The sequence below is a fragment of the Amycolatopsis sp. cmx-11-32 genome (assembly GCF_047608695.1).
GTDB lineage: Bacteria > Actinomycetota > Actinomycetes > Mycobacteriales > Pseudonocardiaceae > Amycolatopsis.
Genome location: NZ_JADNQN010000009.1, coordinates 131,626 through 153,144, shown reverse-complemented (window position 1 = coordinate 153,144; position 21,519 = coordinate 131,626). Strand labels below are relative to the sequence as shown.

At 69.4% G+C, this 21,519-nt stretch carries 17 protein-coding genes; 9 read left to right on the top strand and 8 right to left on the bottom strand.

Features of this window, described 5'->3' with window-relative positions; genetic code table 11:
• Positions 1 to 82 precede the first annotated feature (82 nt).
• The 4 genes from ACM6LR_RS26045 (at position 83) to ACM6LR_RS26030 (ending at position 3,459) form a co-directional block, all read left to right on the top strand.
• Positions 83 to 481 carry a helix-turn-helix transcriptional regulator gene (locus tag ACM6LR_RS26045; protein ID WP_414944687.1) on the top strand — a complete coding sequence of 133 codons (399 nt, stop codon included), beginning with the start codon at positions 83 to 85 and terminating at the stop codon, positions 479 to 481.
• An 83-nt stretch (positions 482 to 564) separates the two neighbouring features.
• Positions 565 to 1,092 (top strand): EF-hand domain-containing protein, encoded by a 528-nt coding sequence (locus ACM6LR_RS26040; RefSeq protein WP_414938419.1) that lies wholly within the window; start codon positions 565 to 567, stop codon positions 1,090 to 1,092.
• A gap of 580 nt (positions 1,093 to 1,672) precedes the next feature.
• The gene (locus ACM6LR_RS26035) at positions 1,673 to 2,872 is read left to right on the top strand and encodes a hypothetical protein (protein WP_414944686.1); all 1,200 of its coding nucleotides are present in this window, start codon (positions 1,673 to 1,675) and stop codon (positions 2,870 to 2,872) included.
• Positions 2,869 to 3,459, top strand: coding sequence for a helix-turn-helix transcriptional regulator (locus tag ACM6LR_RS26030; protein WP_414944685.1), 591 nt, complete (start codon positions 2,869 to 2,871; stop codon positions 3,457 to 3,459). The genes ACM6LR_RS26035 and ACM6LR_RS26030 overlap by 4 nt, the downstream gene beginning before the upstream one ends.
• A 284-nt stretch (positions 3,460 to 3,743) precedes the next feature.
• On the opposite strand, the gene ACM6LR_RS26025 is transcribed toward ACM6LR_RS26030, so the two are convergent.
• Together ACM6LR_RS26025 and ACM6LR_RS26020 are read right to left on the bottom strand one after the other, a co-directional pair.
• Positions 3,744 to 4,379: a helix-turn-helix transcriptional regulator gene (locus ACM6LR_RS26025; RefSeq protein ID WP_414938416.1), complete on the bottom strand. Its 636-nt coding sequence runs from the start codon at positions 4,377 to 4,379 to the stop codon at positions 3,744 to 3,746.
• An 84-nt stretch (positions 4,380 to 4,463) separates the two neighbouring features.
• The gene (locus ACM6LR_RS26020; RefSeq protein ID WP_414944684.1) at positions 4,464 to 4,715 is read right to left on the bottom strand and encodes a hypothetical protein; all 252 of its coding nucleotides are present in this window, start codon (positions 4,713 to 4,715) and stop codon (positions 4,464 to 4,466) included.
• 306 nt (positions 4,716 to 5,021) lie between these two features.
• On the opposite strand from ACM6LR_RS26020, the gene ACM6LR_RS26015 reads away from it, so the two are divergent.
• The 4 genes from ACM6LR_RS26015 (at position 5,022) to ACM6LR_RS26000 (ending at position 14,014) form a co-directional block, all read left to right on the top strand.
• The gene (locus tag ACM6LR_RS26015; RefSeq protein WP_414944683.1) at positions 5,022 to 7,109 is read left to right on the top strand and encodes a BTAD domain-containing putative transcriptional regulator; all 2,088 of its coding nucleotides are present in this window, start codon (positions 5,022 to 5,024) and stop codon (positions 7,107 to 7,109) included.
• Between the two features lie 583 nt (positions 7,110 to 7,692).
• Positions 7,693 to 11,346, top strand: a complete 3,654-nt coding sequence (locus tag ACM6LR_RS26010; RefSeq protein ID WP_414944682.1) for a BTAD domain-containing putative transcriptional regulator — start codon at positions 7,693 to 7,695, stop codon at positions 11,344 to 11,346.
• Positions 11,347 to 11,375: 29 nt separating this feature from the next.
• Entirely contained in the window at positions 11,376 to 12,638 is a 1,263-nt protein-coding gene (locus ACM6LR_RS26005; RefSeq protein ID WP_414944681.1) for an ABC transporter substrate-binding protein, read from the top strand.
• Between the two features lie 11 nt (positions 12,639 to 12,649).
• Complete coding sequence (locus ACM6LR_RS26000; RefSeq protein WP_414944680.1) at positions 12,650 to 14,014, top strand: GH1 family beta-glucosidase; 1,365 nt, start codon at positions 12,650 to 12,652, stop codon at positions 14,012 to 14,014.
• A gap of 159 nt (positions 14,015 to 14,173) precedes the next feature.
• Here ACM6LR_RS26000 and ACM6LR_RS25995 read toward each other — a convergent pair whose 3' ends face one another.
• The 3 genes from ACM6LR_RS25995 to ACM6LR_RS25985 are packed head-to-tail and all read right to left on the bottom strand — an operon-like array spanning position 14,174 to position 16,655.
• Complete coding sequence (locus tag ACM6LR_RS25995) at positions 14,174 to 15,001, bottom strand: carbohydrate ABC transporter permease (RefSeq protein WP_414938410.1); 828 nt, start codon at positions 14,999 to 15,001, stop codon at positions 14,174 to 14,176.
• A gap of 2 nt (positions 15,002 to 15,003) precedes the next feature.
• On the bottom strand, positions 15,004 to 15,897 hold the full coding sequence (locus ACM6LR_RS25990) for a carbohydrate ABC transporter permease (RefSeq protein WP_414938409.1): 894 nt from the start codon (positions 15,895 to 15,897) through the stop codon (positions 15,004 to 15,006).
• Entirely contained in the window at positions 15,894 to 16,655 is a 762-nt protein-coding gene (locus ACM6LR_RS25985) for a DeoR/GlpR family DNA-binding transcription regulator (protein WP_414938408.1), read from the bottom strand. Before ACM6LR_RS25985 ends, ACM6LR_RS25990 begins: the two co-directional genes overlap by 4 nt.
• Positions 16,656 to 17,352: 697 nt before the next feature.
• On the opposite strand from ACM6LR_RS25985, the gene ACM6LR_RS25980 reads away from it, so the two are divergent.
• On the top strand, positions 17,353 to 17,826 hold the full coding sequence (locus ACM6LR_RS25980; RefSeq protein WP_414938407.1) for an RICIN domain-containing protein: 474 nt from the start codon (positions 17,353 to 17,355) through the stop codon (positions 17,824 to 17,826).
• Positions 17,827 to 18,131: 305 nt separating this feature from the next.
• On the opposite strand, the gene ACM6LR_RS25975 is transcribed toward ACM6LR_RS25980, so the two are convergent.
• The 3 genes from ACM6LR_RS25975 to ACM6LR_RS25965 form a co-directional block, all read right to left on the bottom strand.
• A complete protein-coding gene (locus ACM6LR_RS25975; protein WP_414938406.1) occupies positions 18,132 to 19,265 on the bottom strand; it encodes a serine hydrolase domain-containing protein in 1,134 nt (377 codons plus the stop codon).
• A 67-nt stretch (positions 19,266 to 19,332) separates the two neighbouring features.
• Positions 19,333 to 21,153, bottom strand: coding sequence for a glutamine--fructose-6-phosphate transaminase (isomerizing) (gene glmS / locus ACM6LR_RS25970; protein ID WP_414938405.1), 1,821 nt, complete (start codon positions 21,151 to 21,153; stop codon positions 19,333 to 19,335).
• A 53-nt stretch (positions 21,154 to 21,206) separates the two neighbouring features.
• On the bottom strand, positions 21,207 to 21,479 hold the full coding sequence (locus tag ACM6LR_RS25965; RefSeq protein WP_414938582.1) for a hypothetical protein: 273 nt from the start codon (positions 21,477 to 21,479) through the stop codon (positions 21,207 to 21,209).
• Positions 21,480 to 21,519 lie beyond the last annotated feature (40 nt).

Below are 21,519 nucleotides of genomic sequence, written 5' to 3'. Positions count from 1 at the left end.
TCCGATCATGAGAAGGGAAAATCAGCCTAAGATCCAATAGACGTCAGAGCGGGTCGGTTATTCGAATTCGAGGAGAGCGGGAATGAGCCAGCGGTTGGTCGGTTCCGGGGGAATCGCGGGGATGACCCAGTTGCACCAGGCGGCACCGCTGGTCGAACGGCAGCACGCGATCATTGAACTGCTGCGGGTGCGGGCGCCGCGCCGGGTGGCGGGCGCGGACCTCGCGACGGCGACCGGGGTGAGCCTGCGGACCGTCGAACGCGACATCACCCGCCTGCGCGAAGCGGGCGTTCCCATCACCATCCGCCGTGGCCCTCGCGGCGGCTACGGCATCGACGCGCAGCCCGTGCTGCCGCCGCTCTCGCTGACCCCGGGCGAAGCCTCGGCGCTCATCGCCTCGCTGGTCGCCGTCGGCCCGTACACCTCGGCGGTGGCGCAGTCCGCGCTGGGCAAGATCCTCAGGGCGCTCGCCGGGAGATGATCCCGGCCGTCCCCCGATCGTGGTCCGCCGTGGCCCTGAATGGCCGATGTGCGCTAGGGCATCCGGTCCTATCGTTCGGACGCATGGCAAGCGACTTGCAGCGGCGCAAGATCTCGGGTGTCTTCGCTGCGATGGACCTCGACGGCGACGGTTTCCTGCAGGAGCAAGACTTTCAAGCCTTGGCCGAACGCTGGGCGGGAGTGCGCGGGCCCGGTGACGAGCAGCGCCTGACCGGCATCATGCTGAGCTGGTGGACGACCTTGCTCACGACGTCGGACCTGAACCGTGACAACAAGGTCACCCTCGACGAAGTCCTGCTGGTGGTGGACAAGCTGCCGGACACGCCCGAGGCCGTGACCGCGACCGCCGACGCGATGTTCGACGCGATCGACGAGAACCGGGACGGCCTGATCTCCGCGGTGGAGTACCGCCAGCTGATCGAGGTCTGGAACGGCCGCCCCACCGACACCGACGCCACGTTCCCGGTGCTGGACTCCGACGGCGACGGAATGCTGTCCCGGAACGAGTTCGCCGCGCTGTGGCTGGAATTCTGGGCGGGTGACGACGCCGAGGCGCCGGGCACCCTCGTCTTCGGACCACTCGCGGCCTGACGCCCCCCCCGGTACGGGTTTCCTTCAGTGCCCTGCTCCGGGTGACCGATGACGATCGGTGCGTCCTGTTCGACTCGCCCGCCCGGCGAATCCTCGAATCCTGGGGATTCCAGCCCGATCGGCAGGGGCGAAGGCGCCACTCGGCTGAAGGGCGATCGCGAGGTGTGGGCGGTACCTGGCACGTCACCGGAATGTCTTCTCTTCGGTACCGCGATGCGGGAGCTTCCCTGACGCCCGCGCTGCCCTTTCGGTCAGTGCCGAGGACCTTGCGGTCCGAAATCCGCCGCACCGGCGCCGAACCACGCTAGCGTCGGTGATGCGGCCGGTGACGGACCAGGGGCTCATGCCCTGCCCGGTCGCGGCGCCGGCGCGTCCGCCACCCCATGCGGCCGTGCGGCGCCGGTGCAGTCCTGGATTCGGTGCCGTCCCATCACCCTCCTGGGGCGGCGCCGCACCGGATCGCGCCCGTCCCGCGCGGCGCACATCCGGTCGCGGCTTTCGGGCGGACCCACCGTCCCTACGGGCCAGAACCCGCCGGACGGCACATCGCGGACGCTCGGTCCGCCTCAAGATGTCAGACGTGGACGAGGTGACCGAGCAGATCCTGGCGTGCCTTTCCGCCGACGCCGTGCAGGAAGCCCAGTCGAGCGTCGTCCGCGCGCTGCACGACTCCGGCGACACGGCCGAACTGGCGAGGATCGCCACGAACCCGCCGGACTGGTCGGTGGCGTCGAGCGCGATCGCGCTGAGCCTGCTCGACAGGTGGGGCGAAGCGGCGGCACTGCTGGCGGGGAACGATTCGTGGCGCACCGAATCGACGGTTTCCGCGATGCTGGGCGAACTCTTCGGTGGTCTGGCCGAACTCTGGGCGGGCCGCTCCGCGCGGTTCGGTGCGAACCTGACCGAACGCGAGCGATGGCCGTTGAGGACGGCGAGGCGGCACCGGGACGACCAGACCACCTCGTACGTCACCGCGCTGCTGGTGCTCGGCGAACGGGCGCGCGCGGAAAGGCTGCTGTCCGACGAGGACTTCCCCGAAACCGGACTGCGGGACAGCGAACGTTCGATGCTCGCGGCCATGCGCGGCGATTCCTCCCGCGCGGTCTACTTCGCCCACCGCGGCGTGGCCGACCGTTCACGGCGCGGCTACGACATCGGATCGGCCGCGATGCACCTGTCGACCGTGACGGTCCTGCTGTCGCAGGGACGATTCACCGCGGCCAGGGACCTGCTGGCCGCCGGCCGCGCCACGGAACCGACGCTGGCGCACCTGCTCGACGTCGCGGCGGCCAGGATCGACATCGCCTCGGGTGAAACCGGCCGCGCCGCCGACCGCCTGCACGCGGCCACCCGCGGACTCGCCGTCGGCACGGACATCGCCTGGGCCGACCTCGCCGAACTGGCGTTGCGGGCGAACGACCGGGCCGGGGCGAAGAAGGCACTCGACGCGCTGGAGGACCTCGCTTCCGCGATGCCGACCGGACGGGTGCTGCTGCATCGCCACCTGATCCGGGCCTGCCTCGGCGAGGAGCCCGCCGTCGAATGCCTGTGGCTGGCCCGCGAACGCGCGCAGCCGCTCGAACTGGCCGTCGCCGCCGAACGCCTGGTGCGGCACGGCGCGACGGATCCCGCGGTGCTCACCGAGGTATACGAAGTGCTCGGCTCGACGGACGCGCCCCGGTACCGTGCACGGCTGCGGAACCTGATGCGGGAGAACGGGATCGAGCCCCCCGACGGCCGTCAGGAGACGGTCGCCGAGAACGAGCGATACGTCTCGTGAACGCGCGGCACGTCCGGGTGGCCGTCTACTCGGCCGACCCGGTCACCCTGGCGGGGCTGGTCGGCATGCTGTCGCCCGCCGCGATGCTCGAGGTGGTGCCGTCCGGCGTCCGGGGCGCGGACGTACTGGTGGTCGCCGAGGACCCGGTCGAACACGAACTCCCGGTGCTCCGGCGAGCAGTGGCCGAACAAGGCGCCCTGCCCGGCGTGCTGATCGCCGGGCCGCTGCCACCGGCGGGCCACCACGCGGCCGCGACAGCCGGGGTGCGCTGTCTGCTACCGCACCGGGAGGCCGGAGCGGCGCGGCTCATCGCGGAGGTGCTGGCCGCGCGGACGGCGGTCGCGACCTCCCCGGAGGGGCTGGCCGCCGGGTACGACGTCTCGGCGGACGGGATTTCACTGTTCCACGAACGCGAGCTCCGCGTGTTGCGGCTGATCGCGGAGGGCAGGGAGACCGCGGAGATCGGCGCGGCGATGGGCTATTCCCGGCGCACCATCAAGAACATCCTGTACCGGGTCCAGCGGCGGCTGGAGCTGCGGAACCGGGCACAGGCGGTGGCCGCCGCCATCCGCGCCGGCCTGATCTGAGGCCGAACTCACGTGCTTGAAGGCGGAACTCGCGGCTGTCCGTCCAAGCACGCGAGTCCGCGTTTGAGCACGTGAGTTCGGTGTTCGGCACAGGGGCGTCGCCATTCCGACGGGCTAGTGTCGCGTGATCCTGCTTGCTTGACGTTGGGTTTCGTTCGTCGGACGGCGATCTCGCGTGATCAGACGGCGATCTCGCGTGATCAGACGGCGGTTACGCGTGATTGGACGGCGATCTCCGGAGATCGCCGTCTGATCACGGGTAAGACCTGCAGGATCACGCGACTCTAGATGACCCCGGCCCGCACCGCGTAGGCGACGGCGTGCGGCCGGTTCCGCAGGTTCAGGCGTCCGGTGATGCCCTGGATGATGTGCTTGACGCTGCGCTCCGAGTAGCTGAGTTCACCGGCGATTTCGACGGTGTCCTTCCCGTCGGCCATCAGGCGCAGCACGTCGATCTCCCGGGTGGTGAGCCCGGCGGTGTTGACGCCCATCGGGTCGAGCACCTCACGTTGCAGCCGTTCGACGTGTTTGAGCAGTTCGCCGAGCAGGCTCGGCGGGAGCACACCGCCGCCGGAGGCCGCCGCGCGGACCGCGTGTGCCAGCCGCTCGCCGGTCGTCGCGGAGCGCGGCAGTACCGCCACCACCCGGCATTCGATGGCGGGCACCAGTTCCGCCTCGCCGATCTGGCTCACCACGAGCACCACCGGCTTGCCGTCCTCGGCGGCCAGCCGCCGCAGCCACAGCACGATCTCCGGTGTCAGCCACTCGGCGGCGAACACCAGCACCTCGGTCTCGGCGCGCTGCTCCCAGTCCCGGATCTCGATCCCCAGCTGCGTGCCCAGCTGACTGGCCAGGCCGGCAGTGGTGATCGGATCGGGCGCGTGCACCGCCACGGTGATCTGTCGGGTTTCCGTGTCCACGTTCGTCCCCTCCGCTTGATCCGCCGCCCCAGTCGGATGGGACACAGTCTGCGAAGAAGCTCTTCACGAACTCTCCACGAGTTCTCAACGAGGCGTGAAGGACTTCGTGGCCTGCTGAAACGCCTCCACGTACTTGGGAAGCTCGTCCAGGATTTCACGGAGCCTGTCCTCGGGCCCGGTGTAGTCCGGGTCGGCGAGCAGGGCGTACCCGTAGGCCAGCGTCCGCCGAAGCTCGGCGACGCGTGCTTCGGCCTCGTCGGCGTCGAGCACCAACCTGCCGTTAAGGGCGAGGCCGAGCAGGACATCCCCGGCGAATCGCTCCTGATCCTGGCTCACCGACCCAGCATGCACAGCCACGCATGGCATCTACCATGGCCGGACGGCACGCTGCCCCCGAGAACGCCGGGGTCTGCCCTGTCGCCCCTCACCTGTCCGCATCCTGAAACCCATATGAACGGGCAACCAACTCGACCCCGTTCGCGGCCGGAACCGCGGTGTCCTGGCGAAACGCGGCGTGTCTCAGGACCGGCAGACGAAACCCACACGTCGGCTGCCCGATTGATTGCGAACCCCACAACGGCGCCACTAGGGTTTTCGCCGGGCGGTACGCTCTTTCGAAGTCGGACGCACAGGCGGCAGGTCATGGACGAGGTTCCCTCGCTGACGGTGCGACTGCTGGGCGGATCCCCCGCCTGGCACAGCGCCGGCGAGATCCCCCTGGGCCCCGCTCAGCGGCAAGCGGTGTTCGCCACGCTCGCCCTTCACGCCGGCCGGTTCGTCTCACGCGAGGAGATCATCGACGCCGTCTGGGGCGAGCGGCCCCCGGACAGCGCCACCGGCATCGTCTACACCTACATCTCCGCGCTGCGCCGCGCGCTGGAGCCCGTGGGCGAGCCGCTCGTCGCCACCCGTGCGGGCTACCGCCTCGACCTGCCGAGGCAGCAGGTGGACGTTTACGTCTTCGAAGCCGAATTGGAACGGGCCCGCACACACCGGCTCGCCGGTGCGCACCAGCGGGAACTGGAGTCGCTGCGCTCCGCGCTCGAGCAATGGCGGGGTTCCGCGCTGAACGGGATGCCCGGCCCGTTCGCCGAAACCCAGCGCGCCCGGCTGAACGAACTGCGGATGAGCGCGCTCGAACGCCGGGCCGAGGTCGCGCTGCACCTGGGCGGCAACCGCGAACTCGTCGGCGAGCTCGCCATGCTGGTCGAGCGCCATCCGTTGCGCGAAGGGCCGCACCGGATGCTGGTCACCGCGTTGTTCCGGTCCGGCAGGCAAGCCGAGGCTCTGGCCGCGGTCGACCGCGCCCGCGAGACGATCATCGAGCAGTCCGGCCTCGAACCCGGCCAGGAACTGCTGGCTTTACGACAGCGGGTCCTGGACGGCGACCCCTCGCTGCACCACCAGGACCAGCCGGGACGCCACCGGCCGACGCCGGCCCTGCCCGAACGGCCGTCCGCCTTCGTCGGCCGCGAGTTCGAACTGGGCCGCCTGCGACGGCACCTGTCCACCCTGATGGACGAAGGCCGCGGCGGGACGGTGTGGCTGGACGGCGAGGCCGGCAGTGGCAAGAGCGCGCTGCTGGCGGAGGCTCTCGCCACGGCGAGAAACCGGACGAGCTGGGTTGAAGCCGACGAACTGACCAGTGCGGTCCCGCTCAGCCTCATCGCCGACTGCCTCGGCGGCGAAGCGCTCGAAAGTCTCGACAAGACGGTCACCGAGCTGTGCGAAGACGGGCCACGGGTACTCGTCTTCGAAGATCTGCACTGGGCCGACGAGGAGAGCCTGCTCGCCTGGCAGCGGCTTCACCGGCTCACCGCGCACCTGCCTCTGCTGCTGATCGGCTCCGCGCGCCCGCTCCCCCGGCGCCGCACGCTCGACGTCCTCCGTTCGCGACTCGATGGCGAGATCGTCTCGCTGCCGCCGTTCGACGGTGCGGGCGTCGCCGCGCTCGCCGCGGAGTCCCTGGCCAGGGACCCCGGCGAGGTGTTCCTGGGGTTCGCGGCCGAATACACCGCCGGCAACGCCGGATACCTGTGCGAACTGTTCGCCGAGTTCGCCGGAGGCCGTGACACGAGCACCGCGCCGCACAGCCGGATCGCCGCCGCGGTGGACGATCACCTCGCCACGCTTTCCTTGCCGTGCAAGCGAACGCTGAATTCGGCCGCACTGCTCGGCTCGTCGTTCACAGTCGCCGACCTGGCGGGCGTCACCGGCCGCGAACCGCGGGCGCTCATCGAGGTCGTCGAGGAGGCGCTCGCCGCCCGCGTGCTGGAAACCGAGGGAGACCACCTGCGGTTCCGAGTCCCCTTGGAACGGTCGGTGTTCGCCGCGAACACCCCGCCCGCCATCCGCGCCGTGCTGCACCAGGAGATCGCCGAGACCTTGGCGGGCTCCGGCGCACCCGCGGATCGCGTCGCCGAGCAGCTTCTCCAGGCGGGGGACGAACTGACCGCGGCATGGATCCCACAGTGGCTACTCGACAACGTCGGCACGCTGTCCGCCGAGCCCGCGGTCGAACTCCTTCATCTGCTTTCGCACCAACGGAATCTCACCGAGGACCAGCAGGAGAGCCTGACCGGGGAGCTCGCCACGCTCCTGTTGCCCGAGGCGGGCACGGAGGCTTCCTGGCAGGCCACCCGCACAGGGGGAGCCGCGCAGCCCTGGTGCGCGCCGCTGCACGCGCTCGCCCGTCCCGGGGTGCCTTTCCAGCGTGGCCCGCTGCGCTGAACCTTTCAGCCAAGGGGTTTGAGTGGCGTTGACCGCGCGAGCGGGTCGCCCTCTGGCCTGAAGTACATGAAGGTCCCCTTCCTTGCGCCGGGCGCGAGGACTCCGGCGAAGTCGCGCGACTGTCGTTCAACGCCGCTCTTGGCGATCCGGGCCTGGTCTCGTCAAGTGTCCGAAGAGGGGTGGGTCGGGGTGGTCTTGAGTGGCGATTCGAGCTGGAGTCAGGGGTTGCTTGGGTACCTACTGTCGGCCCCCTTGGTGTCGCGAAAGCCACTTTCGCGACATCAGTGGGCGGCCGCGCTCGACGGCTGAGCCAAGCTTCGGCCAGGGGTGGTCGTGAGTGGGTAAGTCGGGTCAGGGCGGACCGGTAGTTGCTCTCCCATGTGTGATCAGCCCGACGGCGCCGAGCCTCGGACCTTGGTCAACTCGGTCGAGGTGGGCAGGCGAATACAGGTCCGTCAGAATTCGAATCGCCACTCACGACCCGCTTGACCAGCTCTGCGTCTTCGCTGAGCCGACCGACCGGGTGCGCAACCGAGCCGACACTCGAACGTCCTAAACTGCGGGGACACAGAATGGAGCCGGCGTGACGAACGGCCTGCGCGTCGAGCTGCTCGGGCCGCCTCGTGCCTGGCTCGGAGACGTCGAGCTGAAGCTCGGGCCCGCCCGCCAGCGCGCGGTCTTCGCCACCCTGGCGGCACGCTGCGGCCAGGCGATCTCCCTCGGCGAACTGATCGCCGACGTCTGGGGTGGATCGGCGCCGGCCAGCGCCACCGGCAGTGTCCACACCTACGTCTCCGGTCTGCGCGGGGCGATCCGCAAGGCGGGTGGCGCCGCGCACGAGGTGCTGCGTTCGTCCGGATCGAGCTATGTGCTGCGGCTGGACCGTGAAGCGCTCGATGTCCGCCGGTTCGAACAGGACGCCGCCGACGCGAGGAAGCTGCTGGCCCACGCGGATCAGCGGGGTGCGGCCGCGCGGCTCACCACCGCGCTCGGGCGCTGGCGTGGCGAGGCTTTTTCCGGCGTTCCCGGCCCGTTCGCCGAGGCGGAGCGCGTCCGGCTCGCCGAACTCCAGCTGACCGCCACCGAACTGCGGGCCACCGCGCTACTCGGCCTCGGCGACCACCGTGAACTGGTGGCCGAGCTGACCGCGCTGATCCAGCGGCATCCGTTGCGCGAGTCGCTGCACGAGGCACTCATGCGTGCCCTGCACGCGAGCGGGCGGCAGACCGAAGCGCTGACCGCCTACCGCGAAGCCAGGCGAGTGCTCCGGGACGAGCTCGGCGTCGAGCCCGGCACCCCGCTGCGTGAACTGCACCAGCGCATCCTGGACGGCACCGAAAAACCTGTCACCGGATCGAAACCGGCACCGGTACGCGTCGTACCGCCGCTGGTGGCCAAGGCGATCGAACGCGGCCGCCCAGGGTTCCTGCCCGGCCGTTCCCGGCAGGTCGCACGGCTGGACGGCTTCGTCACCGACGTGCTCGCCGGCCGCGGCCGCCCGGTGTGGCTCGAAGGCGAACCGGGTATCGGCAAGTCGGAACTGCTGATCGCCGGGCTGTCGAGCGCAGCGGCGCGCGGCTGCCAGCTCGCCTGGACCGCGGCCGACGAACTCCAGCAACGGTTCCCGCTGCAGGTGATCATGGAATGCCTCGGGGTGCACCACGAAGCGGCGGATCCGGCCAAGGCCAAGCTGGCCGGTGAGCTGCACACCGAGCCCGCGCACGGGAACTGGGGCCCCGCCGACCCGATTCTGTCCACTGTGGACAAATTGCTGGCGCTGGTCGACGAGACCTGCGCGGCGGGCCCGCTGGTGCTGGTGATCGACGACCTCCACTGGGCCGACGAGGCCAGTGTGCTGCTGTGGCAGCGACTGGCCGCCGCCACCCGCCAGCTGCCGCTGTTGCTGGTCGCCGCCACCCGCGCCGGGCACGGCCGCCGGGACCTGGCCCAGCTGCGACGCGGCATCGAGGCGAGGGGCGGCGAGATCATGCCGGTCGAGGTGCTGACCGACGACGACATCGCCGCCGTGTTCGAAGTGATCCTCGCGGCCGAACTGGGCCCGAGCCTGCGCCCGCTGGTCCGGCGCGTGGCCGGAAACCCGCTCTACGCCAGGGAAATCGCGCACGACCTGGTCCGCACCGGTTCGCTGCGGATCAAGGCGGGCGTGGCCGAGGTGACGCTGGACGGCACCGAGAACGCGCCGCGGTCGCTGCTGGCGGCGGTGGGCCGCACGCTGGAATGCCTCGACCCGGCCACGACCGAGATCCTGCGCACCGCCTCGCTGCTGGGCGCGGAGTTCGCGGTCGAGGACCTCGCCGCGCTGGCGGGCAAGAGCCCGCTGGAGGTCCTGCGTGGCCTGGAACCGGCCACCGCCGCCGGCGTGATCGAGTACGCCGGCGACAAACTCGCCTTCCATCACCCGTTCCAGCGGCAGGCGCTCTACGGCGGCATCGCGAAACCGGTCCGCGCCGCACTGCACCGGCGCGCCGCCGAGTCGCTCGCACGCGGCGGCGCGCCGATCAAGCGGGTCGCCGAGCAGCTGGCGGCCGAGCCGGTGCCGGTCGACCCGTGGCTGGTCGGCTGGCTCACCGCCAACCACATCGCGGTGTCCAACCGGGCCCCGCATATCGCGGTCGACCTCCTCCGCGGCGCGCTCGGCAGCACGGTGCCCACCCGCGAGCAGCGGGAGACGCTGATCGCCGCGCTGGTGCGCGTGCTGTTCCGGCTCGAACAGACCCCGGAGGCCGAGGCGGAACAGGCGGTGAAGACGGTCCGTGACAAGGCGGATCTGGCGCAGATGCGGCATTTCCTCGCCGCCCTGCGGTATCGCCGGGGCGACACTCCCGGCGCGATCGAGGCACTCGGCGACACCGCGGACGACCCGTCGATACCGGAGCTGTGGCGCACCAGCACCCGGACACTGCTCGCCAACTTCCGGCGCGGCACCCTCGACGATCTCGACGACACCGAACGGATCGCGCGAGGCCTGCACGCCGAAGCCGTCGAGGCGGGCGAACGTTATCCCGCCGCGCACGCGCAGCAGACGCTGTGGCTCGTGCATTCGATCCGCCGCGAGCACGACCGGGCGCTGACCGCGATCGACGCCGCGATCGAGACCACCGGCGACGAAGCGGACCTGGCGACGCTGCGCTTCGACCTGCTCGACAACCGCCTCTTCACCCTGCAGAACCTCGACCGGCTCGACGAAGCGGACGCCACGCTGCACGCCGGGTACGAGACGGCGGCGCGCCACGGTCTGCCGACCGGGCCGCAGGTCTCGGCGGCCGTGCACTACTACTGGACCGGCCGCTGGGACGAAGCACTGGCCGAACTGGACTCGGTCACCGAGGACGGCCCGGCGATCACCTTCTACGGGGTGCGCGAGCCGGGCGCCGCCGCCTTGCTGCTGCACGGGGTCGCCGCCCTCATCGCGGGCCACCGGAACGAACGCCTCTCCGTCCGCGCGCATCTCGAAGCGGCCGAAGCGCACTCGCCGTCGAACTCGTCCGAGCGTGAGAGCTGCGATTTCCACCTCGCTGCCCAGGCGATGGCCGCCGAACAGCACGGCAGGCTCGACGACGCGCTGCGGCTGATCGCCCCGGTGCTGCGTCCCGACTACGCCCGGATGATGCTGCGCCACCAATGGCTGCCCGACGTCGTCCGCGTCGCGCTCGCGGCCGGGAACGACGACGTCGCACGGCAAGCGCTCGCCGTCTGCGCCGAAGAGGCGAGCCAGGAGACCGTGCCCGCCAGGGCCACCGCGGCCGCCGGCCGGTGCCGGGGGCTGGTCGACGGCGACCCCGAAGGCGTGCTGGCCGCGGCCGATCACTATCGCGAGGTCGGCCGTCCGATCGAACTCGCGGCCGCGCTGGAGGACGCCGCCGAACTGCTCGGCCGCGCCGGTCACCTCGAAGCGGCCACTCGGTCACTCACCGAGGCGTGCGAGGTCCTCGGGCCGGTCGGCGCCGCCTGGAGCATCCGCCGGGCGGAAAACAGGCTGCGCCGCCACGGCGTGCTGAGCCGAGCCGAGCGGGGGGCCCGGCACGCCGGTGCACTGTCCCCGCTGGAACTTCGGGTCGCCCGACTGGTGGCGGCCAAGATGTCCAATCCGGAGATCGCCGTGGAGCTGAGCCTGCCGCGGAGGACGGTGCAGTCGCTGGTGTCCCGGGTGCTGACCAAGCTGCACGCCGATTCCCGGCTGACCGTCGTCGACCAGTTGCCGAGGCGTCTCGCTTGACCGAGTCCACCGCACCACCGAGGAGAACCATGACCCGCCTGCTGGCCGGATTGGCGGCCTTCGCGCTGCTCCTCACCGGCTGTTCGGGAAAACCGGCCGAATCCGGCGGACCGATCAAGCTCACCGTCGCCACCTTCGGCGAATTCGGCTACGAGAAACTCTTCGACGAGTACGAGAAGACGCATCCGGGGATCACCGTCGAGGGCCGGGTCGCCGACTTCGAGACGCACCATCGGCAGCTCGCCACCGGCCTCGGCGCCGGTCGTGGCAGCGCGGACGTGGTGGCGATCGAGGAGCAGTACCTCCCCAAGTTCCGTCGATCTACGGACAAGTTCACCGATCTGTCCGACTTCGGCGCGCAGGGCCTCCGCGAGAACTGGCCGGACTGGAAATGGGACCAGGGCACCGCGAACGGCGGGAAGTTCGTGATGGGCCTCGGTACCGACATGGGCAGCCTCGCCCTCTGCTACCGCCGTGACCTGTTCGCGAAAGCCGGGCTGCCGACCGACCGCGATCAGGTGGCCGCGTTGTGGCCGACCTGGGAAAAGTTCGCCGAAACCGGTGAGAGGTTCAGCTCCAGGGCGCCGGACGACGTCAAATTCGCCGATTCGGCGGGCACCGTCTACACGGCGATGCTCAACCAGGCACAGGAGAACTACTTCGCCAAGGACGACACGTTCATCGCCGACACGAATCCCAACGTGCGCAAGGCCTTCGACCTGGCGGGCGGAATGGCGCTGAAGAAGGAGACGGCCGCCGTCACCACCTTCACCCAGCCGTGGACGGTGGCGATCAAGCAGAGCCGGTTCGCCGCCATCACCTGTCCCGCCTGGATGCTCACCCAGATCGAAGAGGCTGGCGGGCCGGAACTGGCGGGCAAATGGGACGTCACCTCGGTACCGGGCAAGGCGGGCAACTGGGGCGGGTCGTTCCTGACCGTCCCGAAACAGGGCGAGCACCGCAAGGAGGCCTACGACCTCGCCGTCTGGCTCACCGCGCCCGGACAGCAGAAACGGATCTTCCTGGACAGCGGCCTGCTGCCGAGCGCGCTGGGCGCTTACCAGGACGGCGCCGTACTTTCCCACACCAGCGAGTACTTCAGCGACGCGCCGGTCGGTGAGATCTTTGCCGCGTCCGCCGAAGCGCTGCGGCCGAACTATCGCGGGCTGCGCGACGGCGAGGTGCGGCCCGTGTACGGGCACGCGCTCGGCCGGGTCGAGGAAGGAAGGCAATCGATCGAGCAGGCCTGGACCCAGGCGGCGACCGAAGGCCGCGCCGCGGCCGCCAAGTGAGCGAGGACGGCGTGACGCGCGGCTTTCCGGCAGGGTTCCGGTGGGGCACGGCCACGGCGGCCTTCCAGATCGAGGGATCGACGACGGCGGACGGCCGAGGACCGTCCATTTGGGACATCTTCACCGCGCGCCCCGGCCGGGTACTCGACGGCGCCACCGGCGACCCGGCCTGCGACCACTATCGGCGCTACCGCGAGGACGTCGGCCTGCTGGGCGACCTGGGCGTGCCGTACTACCGCTTCTCCGTCGCGTGGTCGCGGGTCATGCCGGACGGCCGAACGATCGAACCACGCGGGCTCGCCTTCTACGATCGCCTTGTCGACACGGTGCTGGAGCACGGGATCACCCCGATGGTCACGCTCTACCACTGGGATCTGCCGCAGGCGCTGGAAGACGAAGGCGGTTGGCCCAACCGCGATCTCGCGAGCCTTTTCGCCGACTACACGCTGACCGTCCACCAAGCACTCGGCGATCGCGTCCGGCAGTGGACCACGATCAACGAGCCGTTCTGCGCCGCCTTCATCGGCTACGGCAACGGCGAGCACGCGCCGGGGGTCCAGGACGCGGGCGCGGCGCTGGTCGCCGGGCACAATCTCCTGCTCGCGCATGGGAAGGCCGCGCAGGCGTTGCGGGCGAGCGGTGGCGAGCAGGAAGTGTCCATCGTGCTCAACTTCGCCCCGGTGCTGACCGATGTGGACGATGCCGCGCACCGCGAGGCCGCGCGCAAATTCGACTTCCTGCACAACAGGTTTTTCCTCGACCCGCTGCTGGGCCGGGGCTATCCACCCGAGTTGCTGGCGGATCTCGCGCATCTCGGCACGCTCGAACCGGCGATCGCCGACGGTGACCTGGAACTCATCGCGCAGCCGTTGGACGTACTGGGCGTCAACTACTACGCGCCCGCCCGCGCTGTCCCGCTCGGCGACCCCGAGGCCGACAGCAACTGCCCGCTGCCGGGTCTGCGCGGTATGGACGTCATCCCGCCGCGCGGTGCGGTGACCTCGCTGGGCTGGGAGCAACGGCCGGAGTCGTTCACCGATCTGTTGCTGTGGTTGCGTGATCACTGCCCTGGACTGCCACTCGTGATCGCCGAGAACGGTGCCGCCTTCGAGGACGAGGTCGTGGACGGGCGCGTGCACGACGAGGAACGCGTGCGGTACTTCGCCGAGCACCTCGGCGCCGTGCACGACGCGATCGAACGCGGCGCCGACGTCCGCGGTTACATGGCCTGGTCGTTGCTGGACAATTTCGAGTGGGCCATGGGGTACACGCAGCGATTCGGCCTCGTGCACGTCGACTTCGGCACGCAGGAACGGGTGCTCAAGGACAGCGCCCGGTTCTACGCGGACGTGGTGGCGCGCAACGGGCTTGGCTGATCGGTCCGGTCACGAATCCCTGAAGTGCTTGAACGGACCGTTGGTTCAGGGGCACGCCTTCCCAAGGAACCCCGGCGCGAGCCAAGTGGGGAACAGCGGCGCTGACCCGCAAACCTCGACTTGTCGAGACCCTGGTCAGCGCTGAGCGCCACGGCCGTCTCAGCCCCGTAGCGCGCCACGCATGACGCCGTCGACCACCTTCCTGGCCAGCAGGATGAACGCCACGATGACGGGCAGCACCCCGATCGTGGCCGCGGTGAGCATCAGTGAGTAGTCGGTGAAGTAGCCGCTGGCCAGCCGCGACAGTGCCACCTGGACGGTCGGGTGCGCGTTGGGGTCGAGTACGACCAGCGGCCAGAAGAAGTCGTTCCACGCGGTCATGAACGTCAGCATGGCGAGCACCGCGGCCTGAGGGCGGATGGCGGGCATGGCGACGTTCCAGAACAGCCGCGCCGTCGAACAGCCGTCGACGCGCCCGGCGTCGAGCAGTTCACCCGGGATCGCCTCCTCGCACGCCTGCCGCATCCAGAACACGCTGAAGGCGCCGACCAGTCCCGGCACGATCACCGCCTCCAGCCGCCCGTACCAGCCGAGTTCGCCGACCACCAGGTACAGCGGGATGACCCCGAGCTGGGCGGGCACCATGGCGGTGCCGATGACGACCAGGAAAAGCGAGTCGCGGCCGGGAAATCGCAGGCGAGCGAAGGCGAATCCGGCCATGCTGGACAGCAGGACGTTCGACACGGTCACCGTGCCGGCGACGATCAGCGAGTTCTGCATCGCCAGCCAGAAATCGACCGTCTCGAAGACCCTGCCCACGTTCTCGATCAGGTTGCCGCCCGGCAGCAGCGGCGGGGTGGTCTCGCCGAGCGCGGAATTGTCCTTGGAGGACACCACGAACGACCAGTACAGCGGGAAGATCGAAGCGATGCCGACGGCGAGCAGCAGCCCGTAGACGACGAACCCGGTCCGTTCCCTCGCCGCCACGGTCACTCACCGCCCCGCATGCGGCGCACGAGCGAGAAGTTGACCAGCGCGAACCCCGCCGAGAACAGGAAGAGCAGCCACGCGATGGCCGCCGCGTATCCGGCGTCGAACTCGCCGAACCCCTTCTCGTACAGGTACATGGCGAGCGTCTGGAACTGCCGGTCGGCACCGCCGGTCCCGGCGATACCGGCGTCGTCGAACAACTGTGGCTCGGCGAACAGCTGCAACCCGCCGATGGTCGAGACGACGACGGTGAAGGCGATCGTCGGCCGGATCGCGGGTACGGTGATCGACCAGAAGGTCCGCCAGCGCGAAGCTCCGTCGAGCATGGCGGCGTCGTAACGCTCCTGCGGCACGGACTGCATGGCCGCGAGATAGAGCAGCGCGTTGTACCCGGTCCAGCGCCACATCACCATCACGCTCACCGCGACGTGCGAAGCGAGCCGATCCGACCGCCAGTCCACCGGATCGAGCCCCACCAGGCCCAGCGCCCAGTTGACGACGCCGTAGTCCTCGGCGAAAAGCTGGCTGAACACCAGCGCCACCGCGACCACCGAGACGACGTTGGGCAACAGCACACTGGCCCGCCACAGGGTCCGCGCGCGCAGCGGACGGTCGAGCAGGGCCGCGAGCCCGAGCGCGGCCAGCAACTGCGGGCCGGTCGACAAGACGAAGATGCTGACCGTGTTGAAGAGCGCGTTGTAGAAATGCGGGTCCTGGAGCAGGACGGTGAAGTTACCGAGCCCGGCGAACCCGGTGTCGCCGTTGACCAAATGCCAGTGGTGCAGCGCCACCCAGGCGGTGTAGAGCAAGGGGAAGAGACCGAAAACGCCGAACAGGACGTAGAACGGCGCGGTCATCAGGTATCCGGCGAGCCGTTCGCCCGTTCGCCTCAAACGGTGACCACCTTGACGCCGGTCCGGGTGATCTCGTCGGCCGCCTGAGGATCGACGCCGGTGTCGGTGATCAGGGTGTCGACATCGCCGAGGTCACCGAATCGGGCGAAGTGGTCGTTGCCGAACTTGGTGTGATCGGCCAGCAGCACCGTGCGCCGCGCGGACGCGATGGCCGCGCGCTTGACCATCGCTTCGGCGGTGTCCGGCGTGGTGAGCCCTCGCTCGACGGAAAGTCCGTCGGTGCCGATGAAGGCGACGTCGACGTAGGTGTCCTTGAGGGCGTCGAGCGTCCAGCTGTCGACAGCGGCCATCGCGCGCCCGCGAAGCCTTCCGCCCGCCAGCATCAGCGTGATGCCGGGCCGGTTGGCGAGAGCGAACGCGTTCGGCAGCGAATAGGTGACCACGGTCAGTTCGCGGTCGGCGGGGACGAGGTTCGCCAGCCGCGCCACGGTGGTGCCCGCGTCCAGCAGAATCGCGCCCTCGGCGGGGATCTGTTCCAACGCGGCGGCGGCGATGCGGTCCTTTTCCCCGCACATCGCCTTGTCACGGGCGTCGAGACCAGGCTCGATCCCCAGCCGCTCGACCGGAATCGCGCCGCCGTGCACCCGCTGCAGCACTCCGCTGCGCTCCAGCGCCGTCAGGTCACGGCGGACGGTCTCGCTGGTGATCTCGAAAGCGGCCGCGAGCGTCGCCACCTCGACACGGCCGTTCCGCCGGGCCTGCTTGAGGATGGCCCGTTGCCGCTCTTCGGCGTACAACTGTCACCTCCTGGCCTGGCGAATGAGCGGACAGGGCGACAATAGTTGGCTTCTCGCCGGTCCGACAACGGAAACCTCGGGAATCCTCCGCCGGAACGAGGTTCTGTCCATTGAGGACACGGCGCCGGACGACCCACCGGCTTGGGCGCCGATGCCGTGTTCGCCGTTCAATCACGCGAGTTACCCGCCGGATCACGCTGCCCGATCGAGCAGGATGTTTGCCCGTCCAGCCGCCATGAGCCCTCAAACCCGCGCTCACCGCAATTAGTCCTCTAAATGCCGTGTCCGGCCGGGTACCGGTGAGCGAGACGAGGCGAACGGCGGTTTTACAACATTGTATCAACGAGGTAGAGCTGGGCGCACCTGGTCATGCAAGGGGGACTTCATGTCAGTCCCCCGCCGTAGCTTCCTCAAGGCACCGTCGCGACGAGCCTCGTCGTCGGCGGCGGAGCCGGTATCGGCAGCCAAGCCGAAGCCCACTGCGCCTCGCCCTACGTGGCCAACCGCGCGCCACTGCTGCCCGCTCCCCTGCTGCGGCTTCCGCCCGGCTCGGCGAAGGCAGGCGACTGGCTGGCCACCCAGCTCCGCGAGCAGCTCGACGGCCGCTACCAGGAGGTCTCGCACTACCTCGCGTTCGACAAGACCGGCTGGGTCCGCCCCGAGCTGGGCGGCCGGGAGGAAGTGCCGTACTGGCTGCGTGATTACGGCGACCCAGGCCCCGGACGGCTTTTTCGGGCCGTCCGAGCTTCGCACCAAGCAAAATGGCCACGCGGACCTCTGGCCGCACATGCCGATGCGGCACCCGCTGCGTTCCCCCGAGGAGTACACAAAGGACGCTCGTGTCGTCCCGTTCCTCAGCCACTACTTCCGTTTCATGGCGGCACAACCGGCTTCGGTGTACACCGACGGCTGGGGCACTACCCGCTGGTCCGACACGATCGACGTGGTCTACTGGCTCTACAACCGCACCGGCGAGAAGTTCCCGCTGGAGCTGGTCCGCACCATCCACCTGTGGCGCACCATCGACAACGACGACGGCTGGTTCCGGCTCCAGAACCGCCACTCCGGCAAGCTTCTCGGTGTCGACCTGATGTCCACGGCGGACTCGGCGATCGTCGTGCGGTTCGATGACAACGGCACCGCCGACCACCTGTGGCGCCTGCTCGACTAGTCCTCACGTCCGTGAAGGCCTCCTTCCCTACCTTGCGGATCAGGGTCCCGGCAAAGTCGCAGAGCTGCTGGCAGGTAGTCCGGGCTTGACGTTTCTGGTGTCTGCAAGGGCCGAGTGGGGAAGATTCGGGACGGTGAACGTCCGAAATCTTCCCCGCTCGGGCGCGTGCCGGAGGGAGACATGTCCCGGAACCTCTGTTGATCAAGCTCCGCAACCGGTGTGAACCCGCGACGACGACTAACCGCCTGACCCGCAAAACGTCGACTTTGCCGGGACCCTAGGCCTTCACGGACCTCTGGCTGCGCTTAGGGTTTCGGCAGGCTTCGGCTCGCCGCGTCCGCGATCTTCTGCACGATGAGCGGCTGGCCGTCCGGCGACTTCACCGTGGGATTGACCGAGTACGCCACGATCCTGGACAGGTCGCAGGTGGCGAAGATCCCGCTCGAGTAGCCGTACCGGCTGCCGGTCTTCCCCCAGACGGTGATCCCGTTCAGGCTCAGTTTCATCAAACCCTGGCTGTAACTCGCCCTGCCGTTGCCGTCGGCCATGGGCACGTCCGGCACGGCGAACAGACGCGGCATCACCGCGGGGCCGAGCAGCCGTCCTCCGAACAGGCCGGTGATGAACTTGTCGAGGTCCTCGGCCGTGGAGATGATCGCGCCGGCGGCGCCGGGGATGGACTGGTTCATCTCGGTGACGTCGACCAGTTTCCCGTCCACGTCCAGATAACCGCGTGCGGCCGGGTTCGGCAGCCGCGGGTCGTGCTCCGGATAGTAAGTCCGCCAAAGGCCGAGTGGCATCGTGATGCGCTCACGCAGGTTGCGCGCGTAGGACTGTCCAGTCACCTTCTCGAGGAGCATCCCCGCCGTGACGTACGCGGTGTTCGTGTACTTCTGTGCCGTGCCGGGCTGGAAGTCGATCGGGTGGCGCAGCGCGGTGTCCACCACTTCGCGCGGGCTCCAGTGCTCGTAGCGATGCGCGAGGATCCACTCCGGATCGTAGAGACCTGGGATGTCCACCGACGGCAGCCCGGAGGTGTGGTCGAGCAGGGTGCGCACCGGTACCGGCGGATAGCCCGCCGGGAGCACACCGGGGAGATACCGCTGAACCGGCCGCTCGAGGTCGATCCGGCGTTCCTGTGCCAGCTGGAGCACCATGACCGCGGTGTAGACCTTGGTGGTGCTGCCGATCCGGAAGAACCCGTCCGGCCGGACGGGGGCGTGTGTGCGGACGTCGGACTCCCCGGAAGTGCCGGACCAGGCACCGGACAGGCCGGTGACCCGGACCAGCGCGCCCGTCGTGTCCTTGTCCGGCAGGCCCGCGATCGCCGCCGACAACGCGGCGGGATCGGGCTTTCCGAGGCCGGGTGTCGCGGCGGCGGGCACCGAGGTGAGGGCCGCCGCGACAGCGACCACTGCTGTGACAATCGGAAGTTTCATGTCACACATGATGTCCACGCGAGACGCCGGGGACATCAGGGAAATACCCCGTCTTCGAAGATCAGGGTCACTCCACGGTGACGGACTTCGCGAGGTTCCTTGGCTTGTCGATGTCGTGGCCGAGGATCAGCGCGGCATGGTAGGCCAGCAGCTGCAACGGGATCGTGAGCAGGATCGGGTCGAGTTCCGGCTCCGAACGCGGGACCACGAACCGCGGCACGTCGAGGTCGCCGAAGTCCACGTCGTCATGGGTGATCGCCAGGACCGGCCCCTTGCGCGCCCTGATCTGCTGGACCGCCGCGAGATTCCGGCCGGCGAGGTCGTCGAACGGGACGACGGCGACCGTCGGCACCGAGTCGTCGATCAGCGCGAGCGGGCCGTGCTTGAGTTCCGAGGTCTGGTAGGCCTCCGCGTGCCGGTACGAGATCTCCTTGAACTTCTGCGCGCCTTCCCGCGCCACCGGATAGCCCCGGACCCGGCCGACGAAGAACAGGCTTCGCGCGTCCGCGCAGGTCTTGGCGTGCTCGGCGATCTCCGCCTCCGCCGCCACGATCTCCGCGACCTGCTTCGGCAGGGCCCGGATCGCCGCGACGATCCGCTGTCCGTCCGCGTTGGACAGATCGCGGACCCGGCCGAGCGCCAGCGCGATCATCGCGAATCCGACGGCCATGTTGGTGAGCGCCTTGGTCGAGGCGACGGCGATCTCCGGACCCGCGTGCAGGTACAGGCCGCCCTCGCAGGCCCGCGCGATCGTCGAGCCGACGACGTTGACGAGACCGACCACCCGGCCGCCCTTGCGCTTGACCTCTTCGACGGCGAAGGCGGTGTCCGCGGTCTCGCCGGACTGGCTGACCGCGATGTAGAGGGTGTCCGCTTCGATGATCGGGTTGCGGTAACGGAACTCGGACGCGGCCTCCGCGTCGGCCGGGACCCGCGCCAGTTCCTCGATCATGGTCGCGCCGATCTGGCCGGCGTAGTAGGCCGAACCACAGCCGAGGATCTTGACCCTGGCGAATCCGCGCAGGTCTCGGGGCGTCAGGTTCAGACCGTCCAAACGGGACACTCCGAACCGGTCGTCGAGACGGCCCCGGATCATGCGCTCCAAGGATTCCGTTTGCTCCTGAATCTCCTTGTACATGTAGTGCTGGTGACCCGCGAGGTCGAGGTCGTCGGCCTTGATGTCGATCTCGGTCACGGCCTTGCCGGTATCGCTCTCGTCGACGGTGAAGGTGCGGTACCCCGTGGCCGAGACACTGGCGAACTCGCCGTCGTCGAGGTGCACCACCTGTGACGTGTGGCGGACCAGCGCGGACAGGTCACTGGCCACGAACATCTCCCGGTCGCCGACGCCGATGATCAGCGGCGAACCGTTGCGCGCGACCACGACGCGGTCGGGGTGCTCGGTGTCGGTCACCGCGATCGCGTAGGTACCGGTGACGCGGGAGACGGCCTCGACGACCGCGTCTTCGAGGGTCCTCGCGCCTGACCGCGCGATGAGGTGGGCGAGCACCTCGGTGTCGGTCTCCGAGGTCAACGTCACCCCGGCCTGGCCGAGTTGCTCGCGCAGGCTGTCGGCGTTGTCGATGATCCCGTTGTGCACCACGGAGATGCGGCCGTCCTCCGAGACGTGCGGATGGGCGTTCGCCTCGGTCGCCGGGCCGTGCGTCGCCCACCTCGTATGCCCGATGCCGATCTTGCCGGCGAGCCGCTTGGGCAGGGCCGCCGTCAGATTCCGCACGCGTCCCACGATCCGGTGCACCTGGGCGCCTTTGCCGCCGAGAACGGAGATCCCGGCCGAGTCGTAGCCGCGGTACTCCAGCCGCGTCAGCCCCTCGATCAGGATGGGGGCGGCGTTCTGGCCGCCGATGTAGCCGACGATTCCGCACATGACGAGTCAACCTCACAGAAAAGAGACGGGGTACGCGAAGACCGGCGTGCCCGTCAGCCGTAGACGATGCGGCGCAGTTGCCGCTCGGACAGATCGGGAGGCGCGACGAGCCGACGGCTCAGTTCCCCGGCGATGAGGGGGAAGATCTCAGGGTTTTTCCTGCCCTCGGCCTGCAACTGGACATGCCGCGACCGGACGTAGTGCTCGACCGGCTGCCGGTAAAACGCCAGGACGTCCTCTACGACCCGTGCGGCGATGGCCGTCGACAGACCCGTCGACAGGGCCACCTGCTCGACGATGTCCGCGTCCTCCACGTTCCCCATCATGCACAGTGAGGGTGCGAAACACCAGTTCTTGCCCGAAATC